Origin of the sequence: Pseudomonas gingeri (genome assembly GCF_013386165.1) — a bacterium.
Taxonomy (GTDB): Bacteria; Pseudomonadota; Gammaproteobacteria; order Pseudomonadales; family Pseudomonadaceae; genus Aquipseudomonas; species Aquipseudomonas gingeri_C.
Window position 1 is genome coordinate 1 of the sequence record NZ_JACAOS010000022.1, and the last position, 17353, is coordinate 17353.

General features: G+C 64.1%; 19 protein-coding genes and 1 pseudogene. 6 read left to right on the forward strand and 14 right to left on the reverse strand.

Going from position 1 to position 17353, the window contains the following annotated elements; translation table 11 throughout:
• Both HX866_RS27680 and HX866_RS27685 read left to right on the forward strand, forming a co-directional pair.
• A partial coding sequence (locus HX866_RS27680) for an ABC transporter permease subunit (protein ID WP_177140846.1) occupies positions 1-292 on the forward strand: 292 nt, incomplete at its 5' end.
• Positions 289-1179: an ABC transporter permease subunit gene (locus tag HX866_RS27685; RefSeq protein ID WP_177091058.1), complete on the forward strand. Its 891-nt coding sequence runs from the start codon at positions 289-291 to the stop codon at positions 1177-1179. The genes HX866_RS27680 and HX866_RS27685, both read left to right, overlap by 4 nt.
• 160 nt (positions 1180-1339) lie before the next feature.
• Here HX866_RS27685 and HX866_RS27690 read toward each other — a convergent pair whose 3' ends face one another.
• Positions 1340-1981: an HD domain-containing protein gene (locus HX866_RS27690; RefSeq protein WP_177091056.1), complete on the reverse strand. Its 642-nt coding sequence runs from the start codon at positions 1979-1981 to the stop codon at positions 1340-1342.
• 204 nt (positions 1982-2185) lie between these two features.
• On the opposite strand from HX866_RS27690, the gene HX866_RS27695 reads away from it, so the two are divergent.
• Positions 2186-3151, forward strand: coding sequence for a GlxA family transcriptional regulator (locus HX866_RS27695; RefSeq protein WP_177140847.1), 966 nt, complete (start codon positions 2186-2188; stop codon positions 3149-3151).
• A gap of 211 nt (positions 3152-3362) precedes the next feature.
• On the opposite strand, the gene HX866_RS27700 is transcribed toward HX866_RS27695, so the two are convergent.
• The gene (locus HX866_RS27700; RefSeq protein WP_177091053.1) at positions 3363-3704 is read right to left on the reverse strand and encodes a carboxymuconolactone decarboxylase family protein; all 342 of its coding nucleotides are present in this window, start codon (positions 3702-3704) and stop codon (positions 3363-3365) included.
• A 114-nt stretch (positions 3705-3818) separates the two neighbouring features.
• Here HX866_RS27700 and HX866_RS27705 point away from each other — a divergent pair, with 114 nt between their 5' ends.
• The gene (locus HX866_RS27705) at positions 3819-4727 is read left to right on the forward strand and encodes an AraC family transcriptional regulator (protein ID WP_177140848.1); all 909 of its coding nucleotides are present in this window, start codon (positions 3819-3821) and stop codon (positions 4725-4727) included.
• A 94-nt stretch (positions 4728-4821) separates the two neighbouring features.
• Here HX866_RS27705 and HX866_RS27710 read toward each other — a convergent pair whose 3' ends face one another.
• A complete protein-coding gene (locus HX866_RS27710; RefSeq protein ID WP_177140849.1) occupies positions 4822-7188 on the reverse strand; it encodes a penicillin acylase family protein in 2367 nt (788 codons plus the stop codon).
• Positions 7189-7294: 106 nt separating this feature from the next.
• Positions 7295-7870 (reverse strand): DUF6436 domain-containing protein, encoded by a 576-nt coding sequence (locus HX866_RS27715; protein WP_177140850.1) that lies wholly within the window; start codon positions 7868-7870, stop codon positions 7295-7297.
• 110 nt (positions 7871-7980) lie between these two features.
• Here HX866_RS27715 and HX866_RS27720 point away from each other — a divergent pair, with 110 nt between their 5' ends.
• Positions 7981-8925 (forward strand): alpha/beta hydrolase, encoded by a 945-nt coding sequence (locus HX866_RS27720; RefSeq protein WP_177140851.1) that lies wholly within the window; start codon positions 7981-7983, stop codon positions 8923-8925.
• Positions 8926-8939: 14 nt separating this feature from the next.
• Entirely contained in the window at positions 8940-9368 is a 429-nt protein-coding gene (locus HX866_RS27725; protein WP_177103149.1) for an acyl-CoA thioesterase, read from the forward strand.
• Here HX866_RS27725 and HX866_RS27730 read toward each other — a convergent pair.
• The 10 genes and pseudogenes from HX866_RS27730 to HX866_RS27770 form a co-directional block, all read right to left on the reverse strand.
• On the reverse strand, positions 9353-10009 hold the full coding sequence (locus tag HX866_RS27730) for a response regulator transcription factor (RefSeq protein WP_177091043.1): 657 nt from the start codon (positions 10007-10009) through the stop codon (positions 9353-9355). The genes HX866_RS27725 and HX866_RS27730 overlap by 16 nt on opposite strands.
• 95 nt (positions 10010-10104) lie before the next feature.
• Positions 10105-11154, reverse strand: coding sequence for a protein-glutamate methylesterase/protein-glutamine glutaminase (locus HX866_RS27735; RefSeq protein WP_177103147.1), 1050 nt, complete (start codon positions 11152-11154; stop codon positions 10105-10107).
• A complete protein-coding gene (locus tag HX866_RS27740; RefSeq protein WP_177140852.1) occupies positions 11151-11642 on the reverse strand; it encodes a chemotaxis protein CheD in 492 nt (163 codons plus the stop codon). The genes HX866_RS27735 and HX866_RS27740 overlap by 4 nt, the downstream gene beginning before the upstream one ends.
• Entirely contained in the window at positions 11639-12451 is an 813-nt protein-coding gene (locus HX866_RS27745) for a CheR family methyltransferase (RefSeq protein WP_177091037.1), read from the reverse strand. The genes HX866_RS27740 and HX866_RS27745 overlap by 4 nt, the downstream gene beginning before the upstream one ends.
• A 1-nt stretch (position 12452) precedes the next feature.
• Positions 12453-12980 carry a chemotaxis protein CheW gene (locus HX866_RS27750; RefSeq protein ID WP_177091035.1) on the reverse strand — a complete coding sequence of 176 codons (528 nt, stop codon included), beginning with the start codon at positions 12978-12980 and terminating at the stop codon, positions 12453-12455.
• A gap of 10 nt (positions 12981-12990) precedes the next feature.
• Positions 12991-14127 carry a methyl-accepting chemotaxis protein gene (locus HX866_RS27755; protein WP_442604711.1) on the reverse strand — a complete coding sequence of 379 codons (1137 nt, stop codon included), beginning with the start codon at positions 14125-14127 and terminating at the stop codon, positions 12991-12993.
• A gap of 141 nt (positions 14128-14268) precedes the next feature.
• A pseudogene (locus HX866_RS35060) lies at positions 14269-14625 on the reverse strand (MCP four helix bundle domain-containing protein); the annotation flags it as partial.
• A gap of 2 nt (positions 14626-14627) precedes the next feature.
• A complete protein-coding gene (locus HX866_RS27760; protein WP_177140853.1) occupies positions 14628-16655 on the reverse strand; it encodes a chemotaxis protein CheA in 2028 nt (675 codons plus the stop codon).
• Positions 16656-16658: 3 nt separating this feature from the next.
• Positions 16659-16976 carry an STAS domain-containing protein gene (locus HX866_RS27765; RefSeq protein ID WP_177140854.1) on the reverse strand — a complete coding sequence of 106 codons (318 nt, stop codon included), beginning with the start codon at positions 16974-16976 and terminating at the stop codon, positions 16659-16661.
• Positions 16977-16983: 7 nt separating this feature from the next.
• The gene (locus tag HX866_RS27770; RefSeq protein WP_177091030.1) at positions 16984-17349 is read right to left on the reverse strand and encodes a response regulator; all 366 of its coding nucleotides are present in this window, start codon (positions 17347-17349) and stop codon (positions 16984-16986) included.
• Positions 17350-17353: the final 4 nt, after the last annotated feature.

Sequence of the window (17353 nt, forward strand, 5' to 3'; positions counted from 1 at the left end):
GGGTTCGAGTACCTTCAACAGCTTCTGGAAGATCACCGTGCCGCTGTCGAAGAACGGCATCATCGCAGGTGCAATGCTGGTGTTTATCCCGGTGGTGGGTGAGTTCGTGATCCCCGAGCTGCTCGGCGGTCCGGAAACCCTGATGATCGGTAAAGTGCTGTGGCAGGAATTCTTCAACAACCGTGACTGGCCGGTGGCGTCCGCCCTTGCCGTGGTGATGCTGGCGATCCTGATCGTGCCGATCATTCTGTTCAACCGTAGTCAGGCCAAGGAAATGGAGGGCAAAGAATGAAGCGCTTCAGTTTTTCGAGCCTGATGCTGGTAGTGGGCTTGTTGTTTATCTACCTGCCGATGCTGATCCTGGTGATCTACTCGTTCAACGCCTCCAAGCTGGTGACGGTGTGGGGCGGCTGGTCGGTGAAGTGGTATGTGGGGTTGTTGGATAACACCCAACTGATGGGCTCGGTGGCCCGCTCCCTGGAAATCGCCTGCTACACCGCAGTGGCCGCAGTGGCGCTGGGGACTTTGGCGGCATTCGTCCTGACCCGGGTTACCCGCTTCAAGGGCCGCACGCTGTTCGGTGGTTTGGTGACGGCGCCGTTGGTGATGCCGGAAGTGATTACCGGTCTGTCGCTGTTGCTGCTGTTCGTGGCCATGGCGCAGATGATCGGTTGGCCCCAGGAACGTGGCATCGTCACCATCTGGATCGCCCACACGACCTTCTGTGCGGCCTATGTCGCGGTGGTGGTGTCGGCGCGTCTGCGGGAGCTGGACCTGTCCATCGAAGAGGCGGCCATGGACCTGGGCGCCAAGCCTTGGAAGGTGTTCTTTCTGATCACTATCCCGATGATCGCGCCGTCGTTGGCGGCGGGGGGGATGATGTCCTTCGCGCTGTCGCTGGATGACCTGGTGTTGGCCAGCTTCGTGTCGGGGCCGGGTTCGACAACCTTGCCGATGGAAGTGTTCTCGGCGGTGCGTTTGGGCGTGAAGCCGGAGATCAACGCGGTGGCGAGCCTGATTCTGTTGGCGGTGTCGATTGTGACCTTCCTGGTCTGGTACTTCAGCCGTCAGGCCGAAGAGCGTCGCAAGAAAGCCATCCAGTTGGCCATCGAAGAAAGCGCGGCGGACTCCTGGAAGCAGCCGGATGTGCGTCGGGCCCAGGTGGCAGAGACCGCGTAGGCCCTGCTCCTGCAATATTGTGTCGTGCACAAGTGCAGTGAACGACGCAGTACTGTAGGAGCTGGCTTGCCGGCGATGAGGCCCTTGGGTTTGGCGCTGTTCTTACTGACGCCATCGCCAGCAAGCCGGCTCCTACAAGGTTTGTGGCGTCCTTGGAGATTTACTCGGCCCAAGGCGAATGCCGGATCACATCAACGAAATTCATCGGCTTGAACGTCGCGTCCTTGTCCTTCAGCACATCGGTCTTCACGTTGCCGAATGTGGTCAGCGGCCGATGGCGCAGGCCCTCGGCAAACGCGCAGATGATGCACTCCTTGAAGCCTTCCCCCCGTGGATGCGCATGCACCACCGCTTCGCGCTGGGCGCTTGGGAACGCTGCGTAATCCATCCCCAGCACATCCATTTCCACCCCGGCCGTGACCAGCGCCACCGTCGGCCGCAGATGCTGCGGTACGCCCGGCGTGGTGTGCAGGGCAATCGACAACCAGACCTGCTCGATATCGTCATCCGACAGCCCGTAAGGCTTCATGAACACCTTGGCCGCATTGGCGCCGTCGACTTCGAAACGTTCGTCATCGCTGCGATGGCCTTCCACCAGTCCGAGGTCATGGAACATCGCGCCGACGTACAACAGCTCCGGATCGTAGGCCAGTTGCTTGCGCTCCCCACTCAGGGCGCCGAACAGGAAGACCCGCCGCGAGTGGTGGTAGAGCAGATCGCTTTCCACGTCGCGGATGTATTCGGTGGTGGCTTTGGCCAGGGCGCTGTCGGGGATCTTGATGCCAGCAATGTTGTTGCTCATGTCGAGATTTCCTTGGGGGGAGCGCCCGGTTGGCGCTGATGGGTTCAGTGTGGCGCCAGGGCGTGATGGCAACAATCGACACAAGGTGGCGAATCCGGCCATTCGGGGTGGGTTCCACGCCAGTGCGTGTGCGCGATAGAAGTGGCTGTCGCATCGCCTGGAGGCTTGCGTTACCGTAACGCTGACTTGCATTGAGGCCCGCCCATGACCCGAACCCTTGCCGTGGTGGTGTTTCCCGGTGTCCAGTCCCTGGACGTCACCGGGCCCCTGGACGTCTTCGCCGAAGCCAACAGCTTCCTGCCCCCCGAGGCGCAATACCGGCTGGAAGTGATCGGTGTCGAGCACGGCTGGCTGGCCTGTTCCAACGGTCTGGCGATCCAGGCACATCGGCATTTCAGCGAGGCCGTGGAGCCTTATGACCTGCTGTTGTGCGCCGGCGGGCCGAGTTTGCCGGGGCTGGATTTTGGTGAGGCCTTTCATACCTGGTTGCGTGGGGCCAGTGCTCGCGCCGAGCGCTTCGGTTCGATCTGCAACGGCGCCTTCATGCTGGCCCGGGCCGGATTGCTCGACGGGCGTACGGTGACCACCCACTGGAGTGATGCGTCGGCGCTGGCGGCGTTGTGCCCGGCGGCGCGGGTCGAGGCCGATCGTTTGTATGTCCAGGACGACCGGCTGTTCACTTCGGCGGGGGTGACGGCGGGGATCGACTTGTCGTTGTACCTGCTGTCGCGGGATCACGGTGCGCAGGTGGCGCTGAAGGTCGCCAAGCGGCTGGTGGTGTTCACCCAGCGATCGGGCGGGCAGTCGCAGTTCAGTCCGTACCTGGCGCCCTATGCCGAGGACTCGTCACCGGTGGCCCAGGCGCAGCAGTATGTGCTGGAGCACCTGACCGGGGATTTGAGCATTGCTGAGTTGGCGCGGGCGGCGAATATGAGTGCGCGAAATTTCTCCAGGGTATTTGCCCGGGAGACCCAGGTGACCCCGGCGGAGTTTGTCGAGCGGGCGCGGGTGGATGCGGCGCGGGTGATGCTGGAAAGCGGCGGGGCGCCGTTGAAGACCGTGGCCTATGAATGCGGTTTTCGTGATGCACACCATATGCGTAGCGTGTTTCAGCGGCGGTTGGGTGTGACGCCGCAGCAGTTCAGGCGGCATTTTGCGGGGTTGCTTTGAGTCAGAGGGTGTCTGGGAAGACGCCTTCGCGGGCAAGCCCTAATGCTATGTAGGAGCGAGCTTGCTCGCGATGGACCTGAGAGCGCCGCATTCGTCCAGCAAACGCTGCGTCATCGTTAACGTCCATCGCGAGCAAGCTCGCTCCTACAAGGGGCTGCTTCGCAGCCCAGCGCGGCGGTGCGGCGTTCCGACAAGGCCGCTCACCACAACCTCAGGATTTCAGCGTGTCGTACGCCTCCAGCGCATGCAGCGAGTAGATATAGGCTGCACCGGCGTTCAGCGAAATCGCCGTGGCCAGGGCTGCGGCCACTTCTTCGCGGGTCGCACCGGCCTTGATCGCGGCATCGGTATGGGCACCGATACAACCGTCACAGCGGGTGGAAATCGCCACGGCGATGGAAATCAGCTCGCGGGTCTTGGCGTCCAGCACATTGTTTTCCGCCGCCGCCTCGCCCAGCTTCATGTACGCCTGGACCATCTTCGGATTGGATTTGCCCAAGGCACCAAAGGCATTCTTGATGGTTGGCAGCAGTTCGGGCCAATTGAGAAACATAGTGGTAACTCCTGAAAGGGTAAGGGTAAAGTGGCTTGGCAACGAGCTCAGTCTCCTCTGTCCGGTGTCGTCACTCTTGTTCGATTCACTCAAGGTTTTGTCCGAAACGCGCAAATGAATTCGATCGATAAACTCATCACCCTCGCCGGGGTCCGCGGCTGCCTCGACCTGCGCTGCCAGTTGCAGGGCGACTGGGCCATGGATCACGGGCAGGAAAGCGTCGGGGTCGCGCCTTATCATCTGGTGCTGTCCGGCGACTGCCTGGCCGAATTGCCGGACGGCCGTTCGTTGCGCCTGCACGCCGGCGATATCCTGGTGCTGCCCGGTGGCGGCAGTCATCTGTTGCGCAGCCCGGGGCAAGCGGTAGCGCCGGCGGCGATGCGGATCAGCCGTGGCGGTTTGCTGCCGGTGCATCGGCTGGGTGGCGAACAGGTGGACCTGGACATTCTCTGTGGGCGCTTTCACTACCAGCGCGAGTCGATGTTGTTTGCCGCGTTGCCGGAGTACCTGGTGATTTCCAGCCAGGCGTTGCAAGCCAACGGTCAGCTGGCGGCGCTGGTGAGCCTGTTGCGGGTGGAGGCTGATGGCGATCAGACCGGGGCGCGGTTCCTGGTCGATGCGCTGTCGTCGGCGTTGTTCACGCTGATCCTGCGGGCCTATCTGCAACAGCAGGCGCCGGCCAGCGGGACCCTGGCGTTACTGGCCGACAAGCGCCTGAGCCGGGCCTGGCAGGCGATGCTCGACGAGCCGGCCCACGAGTGGACCATCGAGGCCCTGGCGGCGTTGGCGAATATGTCGCGGGCGACCTTCATGCGCACGTTCGCCGCGGTGGCCGGAGAGTCGCCCTGGGTGTTGCTGACGCGGGTGCGGATGGAGTTGGCGTACGGCTTGCTGAGCCATTCGCACCTGGGCTTGAGCGATATCGCCGTCCAGGTCGGCTATCAATCCCAGGCGGCATTCAGCAAGAAGTTCAAGGAGATCTACGGCGAGGCGCCAGGACGGCTTCGCCGGGCGGGAGGCTAGAGCGCATTTGTAGGAGCCGGCTTGCCGGCGATGGCGGCCGGTAAGGCGATGCAAGGCTCACGGGCAGTCGGCTGCCACAATGACCGCAGTGGTTTTATCGGCCCGGTAGCAGCTTCAGCACACTGCGGGTATTGGCTGACACCTCCACTTCATCCAGGCGCACCTGATCATACCCGCCCTCGATATAGGTCTCGGCCTGGTCGTCGTAATACTTGTCGAACAACACCCCGCTTTGCCCCACCGGGTTGATGGTCAGGCTGTGCTCCGGGTCGGCGAAGTCGATGATCCGGCGGGTCGAAGGCCCGTTGCTCACCGCCCAGGGCGCCGGGCCGATTTTCGCCGACAGGTTGTTCGGCACTTCGTGGCTGCCCGGTGCATCGAACGGCCCGACATTGAACAAGCGGTCCAGCGGCTTCTGCTGGCCCAGCGGATGCTCATGGGTCAGGGTATGGGCCTTGCCCCAGACCCAACTGGCCGGGTCGTCGCCATAGAGTCCCTTGAGGTGGGCGATGCTCGCCTGCCAGGCGGTCTTGACCGTCTCGGCACGGCCCTTGCCCCACCACGGGGAGCGCTCATCGGCGGCCAGGCGCGGCAGGGCGCCGTCGACCACGCGGGTGCTCAGCAGCGCCTTGAAATAGTCGTCGCCGAGCTTGTCGTGCATTGCGGTATAGGTCAGGTCATAGAGGAACTGGTTGAACAAGGTGGCCGTGGTGGAACTCATCGGGTAATCACCTTTCCACTGCGCCAGCTGTTCCACCAGCTTCAGCTCCGCCGGGTCTTTCACCACCTCACGCAGCACCGGTAACAGCGGCTTGAGCAGGCGCGGGCCGTAGTCGGTGGTGGTGCCCAGCTGCAACTTCTGGGTGTTTTCCAGGCTCCAGCGCACGCTGCTGTCGCTCAGTTGCCGGTTCAACTGCTGGCCGCGATCGGCCAGGTTGTAGAAACCGGGAATCTCCATCCCGGTGGGCGATACCGGCTGGGCGTTGGCCGAGACGATATAACCGCGCGCCGGGTTTTCTTCCTGGGGATTGGCGCTGAACGGGTAGTAGCCGTCCTTGTCGGCATCGCCGGTGCTGCCATCGAGGATAAAGCCCGGGTTGATCCCGGCCGGACGCTTGGGTAGCAGCGCCGCCGCCCACCAGCCGATATCGCCCTTGGCATTGGCCCAGACCACATTGAGCCCCGGCGCCTGGATCTTCGACGCGGCCGCGCGGGCCTTGCCCAGGGTGTCGGCACGGTTGAGCTCGTAGAAAGCGTCGAGGATCGGGTCCGGGGTCTCGAGAAAGGCCCACCACATGGCGATGGGCTTGGCTCCGCCAATGGTGCCCAGGGCATCGTTGACAATCGGGCCGTGGGGCGAGCGGCGCAGGGTGACGGTGACCGGTGCCTGGCCCTTGACGGCGATCTGCTGCTGGGTGCTGGTCATCTCGACCCATTGGCCGTGGTACCAGACCTGATTGGGGTTGTCCGGGTTGGTCTTCTCGGCGATCAGGTCGAGGTCGTCGTTCTGGAACATGGTCAGGCTCCAGCCGAACGCCTGGTTGTTGCCCAGGAAGGCGAAGGGCACCAGCGCCTGGTGATAGCCGTACAGCTCGAAGTTCGGCGCCGAGAGATGCGCCTCGTACCAGACCGAAGGCGTCGAGAAATGGATATGCGGATCACCCGCCAGCAGCGGCTTGCCACTCTTGGTCCGGTTGCCGGAAACCACCCACGCGTTGCTGCCTTCGAACTGCGGCAGGCCGGCGTGTTCCAGGGCCTGGTCGTTCAGTCGGGCGAGGGCACCGAGGCTCTTCCAGTCGGCATCGGCCAGCGGCGTCGGGGTGCCGAACGCGCCCTGGGGGCGCCATTGCAGGTCGAAGACCTTCAAGTAGTCGGCGCCGAGTTTGTCGCGCACATAGGTCAGCAGCGGCTCGGTGCGAAAGGCGGCGGCGAAGCTGTAGGCCAGGTAGCCTGCGATGCTGATGGTGTCTTCGGCGGTGAACGGCCGCTTGTCGATGCCCAGGAGGTCGAACTCCACGGGTTTGACGTGCGTCGCCTGATACTGGTTGATACCGTCCAGGTAGGCTTGCAGGGCCTTCCAGCTGGGGGACTGCTTGTCGAGCTGGGCGACGTATTGGTCGGCCCGTTCGCGGATGCGCAGGCCACGGAACATCTTGTCGGTGTCCACCAGCTTGGGCCCGAGCACCTCGGCCAGTTCTCCACGGGCCAGGCGGCGCATGATTTCCATCTGGAACAGTCGGTCCTGGGCCTGCACGTAACCCAGGGCGCGATAGAGGTCGGTGTCGTTTTCGGCGCGGATATGCGGCACGCCACGGTCGTCGTAACGCACCGTGACCGGCCCTTGCAGGTTTTGCAGCGTGACCTGGCCCTGACGCATCGGCTGTTTGCTCTGGACGTACCACAGGCCGCCCCCGGCAATGGCGGCGATCAGGACGGCGAGAACGGTCAGGCTACGTTTCATGCATGAATCCTTGTGGCTACCGGGACTGGTTCGGGAAGGTTTAGCACAGGAGAGTGTGGGGATGCATCGGCCGGGCGGGCGATTACTGTAAAAAGTCCGGTTCGCCCTACGGGGCCGGCTGCCATGGGCAGTAACAGCCCACCGCCATGTTGTGGGTGGCATTCACCGCCCGGCCTTCGCTCAGCGCCTGCAGGATCGGTTCGATAAAGCTGTTGCTGGAATTGCAGGTGGCGCCCTGGCTGTAGGGGCCGAAATACGCCAGCTTGCCGGCGCGGTCCCAGATCGCCACCGCCGGGCTGACCGTCAGGTGTTCGGCCCCCGGCAAGCCGGGCAGCGCCTTGATCGCACTCAAGGTGCTCGGCAACTGGCCGTGGGTCGCGGATTTCTGCACCGAGTAGAACTGCACCCCCAGCGGCGCGAAATGCTCGACCAATTCCGCCAGGTGCTGCTGGTTGCCGACATTGCAGGGGCAGCTCGGGTCCCAGAAGTGCACCAGGCGGATCGACCCCGGTCCGGCCAGCTCCGCCGGCAGGCTCAGGCTGTCGCCGGTGAAGAGTGCGGTCTGCTCGCTGAAGGCGCGGATATAGCGGCCCTGGAACCAGGCATAGGCGAACCACAGCCCTGTCGCGCAAACCACGGCGAGCAGGCCGGCAAGTAATCTCTTGTGACGCATCAGGGGCATGACGATTCGGTCCTCGAAGGTCGCGTAGCTTGCCATGCCCGCCCTGACAGATGAATATCGCAGGTCTGTAAAACGCCTTTGGCGTTGCCGCACCTTTACCTGGAAAGCCTATGTCCGCCACCTTTACCGCCAATTCCCTGCGTTCCAGCCTGCGACCCTTGGCCGCGGCGCAGCCGTTGTCGGAAGAGGCACGGGCCTATCAGCGCTTCTATGGCCTCGACCTGCCCCAGCGCAGCCCGCCAGTCGCCAGTCGCCTGGGCCGTTTCAGCAGCGGCGCTTTCGACCTGGTGAGCCAGCTCTGGCTGCCCGTCGATCCAGTGGCGACGCTGTTCCTGTTCCACGGTTTCTACGATCACATGGGCCTGTTTCGCCATGTCGTGGACTGGGCGCTGGACCAGGGCTTCGCGGTGATCGCCTGTGATCTGCCGGGGCACGGCCTGTCCAGCGGCGAGCGGGCCAGCATCGACGATTTCGCCCAGTATCAGCAGGCGTTGCAAGGCCTCTTCAATGAGGCCCGCGGCCTTGACCTGCCGCAACCCTGGCACTTGTTCGGCCAGAGCACCGGCGGTGCGATCATCATCGACCACCTGCTCCGGCACGGCAGCGCCAGCCCGGCCCAGGGCCAGACCATCCTGCTCTCGCCGCTGGTGCGGCCACGGGCCTGGGACTGGTCGAAGTTCAGTTACTACCTGCTCAAGCCCTTCGTCAAAGGCATCGCCCGGCGTTTCAGCGAGAACACCAACGACCCGGCGTTCATGCCGTTCCTGCAAGCCGATCCGTTGCAACCGCAACGCCTGCCGACGGCCTGGGTCGGAGCCCTGGCGCGCTGGATTCCCGGTATCGAGTCCGCGGCGAAAAGCCCGCGGCGGCCGCTGATCGTGCAAGGCGAGGCCGACATGACCGTCGACTGGACCCATAACCTCAGCGTGCTGCGCGGCAAGTTCGACCGCCCCGAGGTACTGATGCTGCCCGACGCCCGGCACCACCTGGCCAATGAAATCCCGGCCTATCGCGAGCGCTATTTCCGTTTTATCAGCGAGCACCTGCAGCCATGACCCAAGAGCCCGCCATGACCGACCGCCTGCCGCAACGCAGCGACTACCGTCACTTCCAGCCGATCATCACACGCTGGCATGACAACGATGTCTACGGCCACGTGAACAACGTCACCTACTACAGCTTTTTCGACACGGCGGTGAACACCTACCTGATCGAACAGGGTGGCCTGGATATCCATGACGGCGCAGTCGTCGGTTTTGTGGTCAGTTCGGCCTGCGACTATTTCGCCTCGATTGCCTTCCCCGAACGCATCGAGATCGGCCTGCGGGTCGGCAAGCTGGGTAACAGCTCGGTGCAATACGAACTGGCGGTGTTCAAGGCCGGTGAAGAAGATGCCTGCGCGGCCGGGCGCTTTGTCCACGTGTTCGTCGATCGCGCCTCGAACCTGCCGGTGAGCATCCCCGCGCCATTGCGCGAGGCGCTTCAGTCGTTGAGCTGAATGATCCCTTCACGCACGGCGAACAGCACCAGCCCGGCGATATCGTGAATCCGCAGCCGGTGCATGATCTGCGAGCGGTGTGCCTCCACGGTCTTGACGCTCAGGCCGAGGCCGACCGCGATGGAACGGGTGGTCTCGCCCCGGGCGATCAGCCGGAGGATTTCCAGTTGCCGCGCCGTCAGCGCGACCTGGCTGGCGCGGATCGGCTGGCTGTGGGTCTGGCGCACGGCCTGGTCGACCACCAGCGGCACCACTGCCGAGGACAGGTACTGGCCGCCGTGGCGCAAGGCCTTGAGCGCCAGCTCCAGTTCCAGCACCGTGGCATTTTTCAGCAGATAGCCGTGGGCCCCCAGTTGCAGGCACTTCATCACAAAGTGGCTATCGGTGTGCATCGACAGCATCAGCACCTTGCTGCGCGGCGCGCGCAATGACAGCTCCTTGAGCGCCGCCACACTGTTCATCCGCTCCATGGACATGTCCAACAACACAATGTCCGGCTTGAGCCGTGAGGCCAGCTCGATCGCCGCCTGCCCATCGCCCGCTTCGCCGACGATTTCGTATTCTTGTTGTTTTTCCAGCAGTGCCTTCATACCCGCGCGAAACAGCGGGTAATCGTCGGCAAGCAGTATTCGACAAAGCATAAGCTCAAGCCCAATGAAGCAAAGGGAAGGGCGCAGCCGCCTGGGCGGGCTGCGATGGTTTATGTCGGGTGCAAGGTCCGGATGCCGGGTGCTGGTCAGCCGTGGCGGGCGCTGTCACCGAACTGCTGGATCATTTTCGCAAGCTTTGCCAAGGGTTCGACCCACTGCGCGGCACCCAGGCGGATGGCCTCTTTCGGCATGCCGAAGACCACGCAACTGGCTTCGTCCTGGGCCACGGTACAGGCGCCGTTTTCGCGCATGGCCAACAGCCCGCGCGCCCCGTCGTCGCCCATGCCGGTCATGATAATGCCCAAGGTGTTGGCGCCCGCCTGTCTGGCCACTGAACGAAAAAGCACATCCACCGACGGCTTGTGCCGGTTGACCGGCGGCCCGTCGAGGACCTCTACCTGGTAGTGCGCGCCGCTGCGTTTGAGCTGCATGTGCAGGCCGCCCGGTGCCAGCAATGCCAGGCCGCTGTGGACGCGATCCAGGTGTCTGGCCTCGCGCACTTCTATCTGGCAGAGCTTGTCCAGGCGCCTGGCAAAATCGGCTGTGAACTTCTCCGGCATGTGTTGAACGATGACAATCCCCGGGCAGTCACGTGGCAACTGCCGCAAGATGAATTCCAGGGCCTGGGTGCCACCCGTGGAGCAGCCCAGGGCGACCACCCGGTCGGTGGTCCTGAGCGGGTTGATCGCGGGTATGGCGATGGATTCTGCGGCAGGCACGCTGTGGCGAAGGGCCATAGGCCGAGTCCGGGCGCTTTCCTCGACCTTGCGGATCAGTTCGCCGGACAGTTGCAGCAGGCTTTGCTTGAGCCCCAGCCGGGCCTTGGTGAACACCCCGACCGCGCCGGCGGCCAGGGCTTCGACGCCGACTGCCGAACCGTCTTCGGTGAGGGTCGAGCAGATCAGGGTCGGGGTCGGTCGCTCGGCCATGATCTGGCGCAGGAAGGTCAGGCCGTCCATGCGTGGCATCTCGATGTCGAGGATCAGCACGTCCGGCCAGTCGCGGCGCATCTTGTCGATGGCATAGAGCGGGTCGGCGGCCTGGCCGATCACCTGGATATTCGGGTGGTTGTCCAGGCACTGGGTCAGCACCTGGCGCACCAGGGCCGAGTCGTCGACGATAAAGACCCGGATCATCGTGGACGCATCCCCAGCCGCAGCGGTTGCACGCTGTTGCGTTGACACTCGATCAGGCCGCTGGCGCCGTCGATGCGCAGGCGCCGGTAGTGCTGGCCGTTGAGGTCGCAGTGGTCCACCGCCCAGTTGCGCAGGCTGAATTGCTCCCGGGCGAAGGTGCTGTTGTTGTGCCCGACCCGGTGGGCGGGTGGGCCGTCGATGCGGACCAGGCTGCCGCCGCCGAAAATGCTTTTGCGGTATTCGTGGGGGTGGGTGCCGTGGCGGCGCATGTCGGCCAGCATGCGCTGGAATACACCTTCGCCGTAACGGGTGTCGAGGGCGTTGCGGGCGCTCGGATCGTTGGGCAGCAGATAGTGCGACACGGCCAGCAATTGCCAACGGGGATGCCAGAGCACGATCGACACGCAACTGCCGAGCAGGGTGGTGACACTGCCTTGGTGCCGCCCGAAGAAGTAGTCGCCGGGGCGCAGGAACAGTGGCGGATTCATAGGCGTTCGTAGACCGAGGGGTTGAGCAGTCGCACCGGCACGTCGAAGCCGTGGATGCTTTCCGCATGACCGATGAACAGCAGCCCGCCCGGACGCAACTGGCTGACCAGGCGTTGCACGATGCGCTGTTTTTCGTCGTTGTTGAAATAGATCAGGACATTGCGCAGGAAAATCACGTCGAAGCGCCCCAGCCCGTCGGGCAGCGGCTGGACGATATTGATTTCCCGCAGGCTGACCCGCTCGCGCAGTGCGGCCTGGACGCGGAAGCGTCCGCTCATCTCGCCGATGCCGCTGAGGCAATGGCGGTGCAGCCAGCCCTGGGGAAAGTTCTTCGCCTGGGCCATGTCGTAGATGCCGTCGCCGGCCTTCTCGAGCATGCTCTGGCTCAGGTCGCTGGCGAGGATCGACCAGTCGCCGCCGCGCAGGTGTTCCTGGACCACCATGGCCAGGCTGTAGGGTTCCTCGCCGGAGGAACAGGCCGCGCTCCAGAGTTTCAGCGGGCCACGCTGCTGGCCCAGCCACTGGCCGAGATAGTCGAAGTGCGCCTGCTCACGGAAGAAATAGGTTTCGTTGGTGGTCAGCAGGTCCACCACCAGGCGGCGTTCCTTGAGGTGCACCTGCTGATCGAGCAGGCGCAGGTAGTCGGCGTAGCTGTCGAGGCGGTAATGGCGCAGGCGCTTCATCAGGCGCCCGGCCACCAACGGTCGTTTGTTCGGCGCGAGGATAATCCCCGAGGCCTCGGCCATAAGCTTTTGCAGACTGCGGAATTCGCTGTCGCCGAGGCTGGGCAGCATGGGTTGGCTGGACATTTCAGCTGCCCTGGGCCACGGCCAGGCTGAGCTGGCGGATATCGTCCAGGGACAAGACCTGGGGGATGTTCAGGATGATGGTGAAGCCTTGCTCGTGGCGGGCCATGCCGGCGATGAAGTCGGTGCGGATACCGGAACCGAAAGGTGGCGCCTGCACCACCTGGTGCGGGTCGATATCCAGCACCGCGTCCACCGCATCCACCACCAGGCCGATGCGCTGGGCGATACCGTCGAGTTCCGGCTCGATGATCACGATGCAGGTGCGTTTGCCGGCCGCCGTCAGCTCGAAGCCGAAGCGCGCCGCCAGGTCGAGCACCGGCACCACGTTGCCACGCAGGTTGATGACCCCGTGGATAAACGCCGGCATCATCGGCACGGCGGTGACATCGCCGTACTCGATGATCTCGCGCACGCCGTCGATCGGCACCGCATAGGCGGCCTGGCGTACCCGAAACGACAGGTGCTGGATACTCGGTGCCGGCAGCACTTCGTGCAGGGCCTGGAGCCCGTGGCGCAGGTTGGCAGTCATGATCCGGCCCTCAAGAGAAACTGACGAACTGGCCTTCATCCACCGGCGCGCGACCCTTGAAGCCGTCCCGCGTACTCGGGGTGTAGCTGTCGAAGCTGCGCGGTTGCGGTTTGTAGGCCGGCGCGGTTTCGCCGTCGAAACGGAAGAAGCCGATCAGCTCCTGCAACTGCCCGGCCTGGGCGTTCATTTCTTCGGCGGTGGCCGCCAGTTCTTCGGAGGCCGAGGCGTTCTGCTGGGTGATCTGGTTCATCTGGCCCATGGCGATATTGATCTGCCCGGCAGCGCCACTCTGTTCCAGGGAGGCGGCGGTGATTTCCTGGACCAGGTCCGAGGTCTTCTGGATATTCGGCACGATTTCATTGAGCAACTGCCCGGCCTGTTCGGCCAGGCGCACGCTGCTGGAGGCCACCTGGCCGATTTCCTGGGCGGCGACCTGGCTGCGCTCAGCCAGCTTGCGCACTTCGGCGGCGACCACCGCGAAGCCCTTGCCGTGGTCGCCGGCGCGGGCGGCTTCGATGGCGGCGTTGAGGGCCAGCAGGTTGGTCTGGTAGGCGATGTCGTCGATGATGCTGATCTTGTCGGCGATCTGTTTCATCGCCAGCACCGTGTCGCTCACCGCGCCGCCACCTTGCACGGCGTCATTGGCAGCCTTGCCGGCGATGCCGTCGGTGATCTTCGCGCTTTCGGTGTTCTGGGCGATGGAGGCGGACATCTGCTCCACCGAGGCGCTGGTCTGTTCGACGCTGGCGGCCTGTTCGTTGGCCGCCTGGCTCAGCGACTGCGAGGTCGAGCTGACCTGTTCGGACGCCGACGACAGCGAGTCGGCGGCGCTGCGCACGTCACCGAGAATGCTGCGCAGGCGCAAGGTCATGTTCTGCATGGCGGTCAGCAACTGCCCGGTCTCATCCTTGCCGGAGGTCGGCAAGTCCTGGCCCAGGTCGCCGGCGGCCATGCGGTTGGCGGCGGCCACGGCACCGTTGAGCGGACGGGTAATGCTACGGGTCACCAGCACGCCGATCATGATCCCCAGCAGGGTGGCGGCGATGACCAGGGCGATCATCTGGCTCTGGGAGCGGGTGGCGATGTCGTTGATCTGCTGGTTGGCCTCGGCGGCGCGGTCCTGTTTGCCCCGGGTGACCTGGCCCATCAGGTTGTCCACCACGTCACCGCTGATCACCGCCTTGGGCAGCAATTCGGTGACATCGCTGGTTTCCTGCAGCATCCCGGATTGCTGGTGGGTGGCGAGCACTTGCTGAACCACGTTCTCGTAGTCCTTGAGCGGCGCGTCGAGTTGATCGAGCTGGGCCAGGCCGTCCTGGGTGATAAAGGCTTTACGGGCGTCGGCGATCAGCTTGCGGGTCTTCTCCATCGCCGCCCGTGCCTGATTGGCGGACTGTTCGCGCCCGGCCTGGCTGGTGGCGAGCAGGGTGTGGCGCATGGCGCGGCCAACGACGATCAACTGGATATTGGCTTCCTGCATCAGGCTCATGCCGGTGACGTCGAGGTCGTACATGCGGTCCGAGAGGTTGTTGACCTGGGACAGGTTGCGAATGCCGATCACGCCGATGCTCGCGGTCAGCACCACCACCAGCAGGAACCCCGCGGTCAGCCGGAGTCCTATCTTCATGTTCCTGATGAATTGCATGATCAATCTCCTGAAAGGCTGGGCAAAGGGGTATGGAGCGCGGACGGCGAGGTGGGCTCGGCGGCGCTCTGCAAATGGCGGAACAGGCTGGCGATATCGAGGATCAGCGCGACCTGGCCGGAGCCGAGAATGGTCGAGCCGCTGATGCCGCGCAGGTGTTGGAACATCTGGCCGAGGGGCTTGATCACGGTCTGCAATTCGCCGAGCAACTGGTCGACGATCAGGCCGGCCTGCTGGCGGCCATGGCTGACCACGACGATGTTGCGGCGCCGCGCGCTGCTCGGCGTCAGGCCGAAATGGCTGTCCAGGGCGATGCACGGCAGCGGCTTGCCCCGCAGGTTGAGGTAGCCCTGGCCGAGCTGCTCGGGGCTGGCCTCCATGCACTCGGTGACCATGTCCAGGGGAATGACAAAACTGTCCTGGCCGACGCTGACCTGGAAGCCGTCGATGATCGCCAGCGTCAGCGGCAGGCGGATGCGGAAGGTGCAGCCCTGGCCGGCCAGGGAATCGATCTCGATAACGCCGCGCAGTTGGTCGATGGCGCTACGCACCACGTCCATGCCGACGCCCCGTCCGGAGAGGTTGGAAACCTGTTCGGCGGTGGAAAAACCAGCTTCGAAAATCAGCCCGTGGATGTCCGCATCGGCCAGTTGCGCATCCGGATCGACCAGGCCTTTGTCGATGGCCTTTTCGAGGATGCGTGCGGTGTTCAGGCCGCGGCCGTCGTCCTGCACTTCCAGCACGATCATGCCGGAGTCATGGTAGGCATTGAGGCTCAGGTTGCCCTCGGCGGGTTTGCCCACGGCCAGGCGTTCGGCGGCGGACTCGATGCCATGGTCGATGGCGTTGCGCACCAGATGGGTCAGCGGGTCGGCGATCTTGTCGATCACCGATTTATCCAGTTCGGTTTCGCCGCCGCGCAGGCTCAGCTGGATCTGCTTGCCCAGCTCCTGGCTGACATCACGGACCACCCGATGGAAACGGTTGAAGGTTTCGCCGACTTCCACCATGCGCAGCTTCAAGGCGGTTTCGCGGATCTGCTCGACGTGCTGGTGCACCGCCTGGATGCTTTCCAGGCAGCCGCTGTCACCGTTGCGCCGGGCGTGCATCTGGGCCCCGGCGGTGCTGATCACCAGCTCGCCGACCAGGTTGATCAACTCGTCGAGTTTGTGCGCGGCCACCTTGACCAGGCTGGTGTCCAGTGTGCGGCGGTCGCGGCTGACCGGGGTCCTTTGCGGAGCAGGTTCGAGCGTGGTCAGCACCTCCAGCAGCGTTTCCGCCACCGGCACGGGCAGATGATCTTCCGGGACCAGGCGCAGGGTGCAGAAGTCCTGGATAAACTCGAACACGTCTTCGATTTCACTTTGGCTCGCGGCGGTGCGCAGGCTGAATTCGAAGCCCAGGTGACAGGTTTCCGGATCGAGTTGTTGTAGCGCCGGCAGGGCTTTGCTGAGGGTCTTCAGGTTGACGATTTCGCCCAGGCGCTTGAGGTAGCGCAGGAAGGCGGCCGGGTCGAAACCGTTGCGAAACAGCTCTTCGGAAAAGCGAATCGAGATCTGCCAGGTGACGAGTTGGAGCTCGGCGGGTGTCGTGGTGACCGTCTCGGGTTCCGGTACCTGTTCGGCGATGTGCCCCTGGGCTTCGAACAGCGCGGCGAGCAAGGGTGCCTGGCGGGCTTCGTCGGCGTCCAGCAGGCCGCTGTCGGGATCGACCCGCTCGATCATCGCGCTCAGTTCGTCCATGCAGTTGAGCATCAGTGAGGTCAGGGCCGGGGTGAGCACGCGCTGGCCGTCGCGCACCGACATCAGCAGGCTTTCCAGATGGTGGGTGAGGTTGACCAGCGGCGTCAGCGAGAAGATTCCGGCGGAGCCCTTGAGGGTGTGCACGGCGCGGAACAACTGGTTGACCGCGTCCTGGTCGTCAGGGCTGGCCTCCAGGCGCAGCAGACTGTCCTCGGCCTCCTTGAGCAGGTCGCGGCCTTCACTGAGAAAGCCCAGCAGGAGCTGGTTCCATTGTTCGCCACTGAGCATCGGTCAATCCTCGTTGGGGACGGCGGGGTACAGCGATTCCAGGTTCAGCAGGGTCAGCAGTTCGTGCACCGGGGGCGAGACCCGCGACACCGTGGTCGGCTGGTCGATGGACGACAACGCCCGCTGGATGGCCAGGAGCAATTGCGCCCCGGCGCTGTCCAGCTCGTTCAGGTCGCCCAGGTCCAGCTGCCAGGGGCCTGCCGGCAGTGGCAGCAGGCCGAGCAGTTGGTCGCGGGCCATGCTGACCTCGTAGAGGGTCAGGTCGCCCGTCAGGTGCAGTTGCGCGGGGGTGTCATCCCTGGCGGGTGTCAGCGAAAACATGGCGTGGTCATCCCAGTAGTTTTTCCACGGCCGCCAGCAGTTGCTGGGGCTGGAACGGTTTGACGATCCAGGCCCTGGCCCCGGCGGCCTGGCCCTCGGCTTTCTTCGATTGCTCGCTCTCGGTGGTGAGCATGATGATCGGCGTGAAGCGGTATTCGTTGCGCGCCTTGACCTCTTTCACCAGGCCGATGCCGTCGAGGTTGGGCATGTTCACGTCGCTGATGATCAGGTTGATCTTCTGGCCGTTGAGCTTGCTCAGTGCATCGCGGCCGTCGCAGGCCTCGATGACCTGGTGACCGGCAGCGGTCAGGCTCATCTTCACCAGTTGGCGCATGGACAGGGAGTCGTCGACGATCAGGATGGTCTTGGCCATGTTC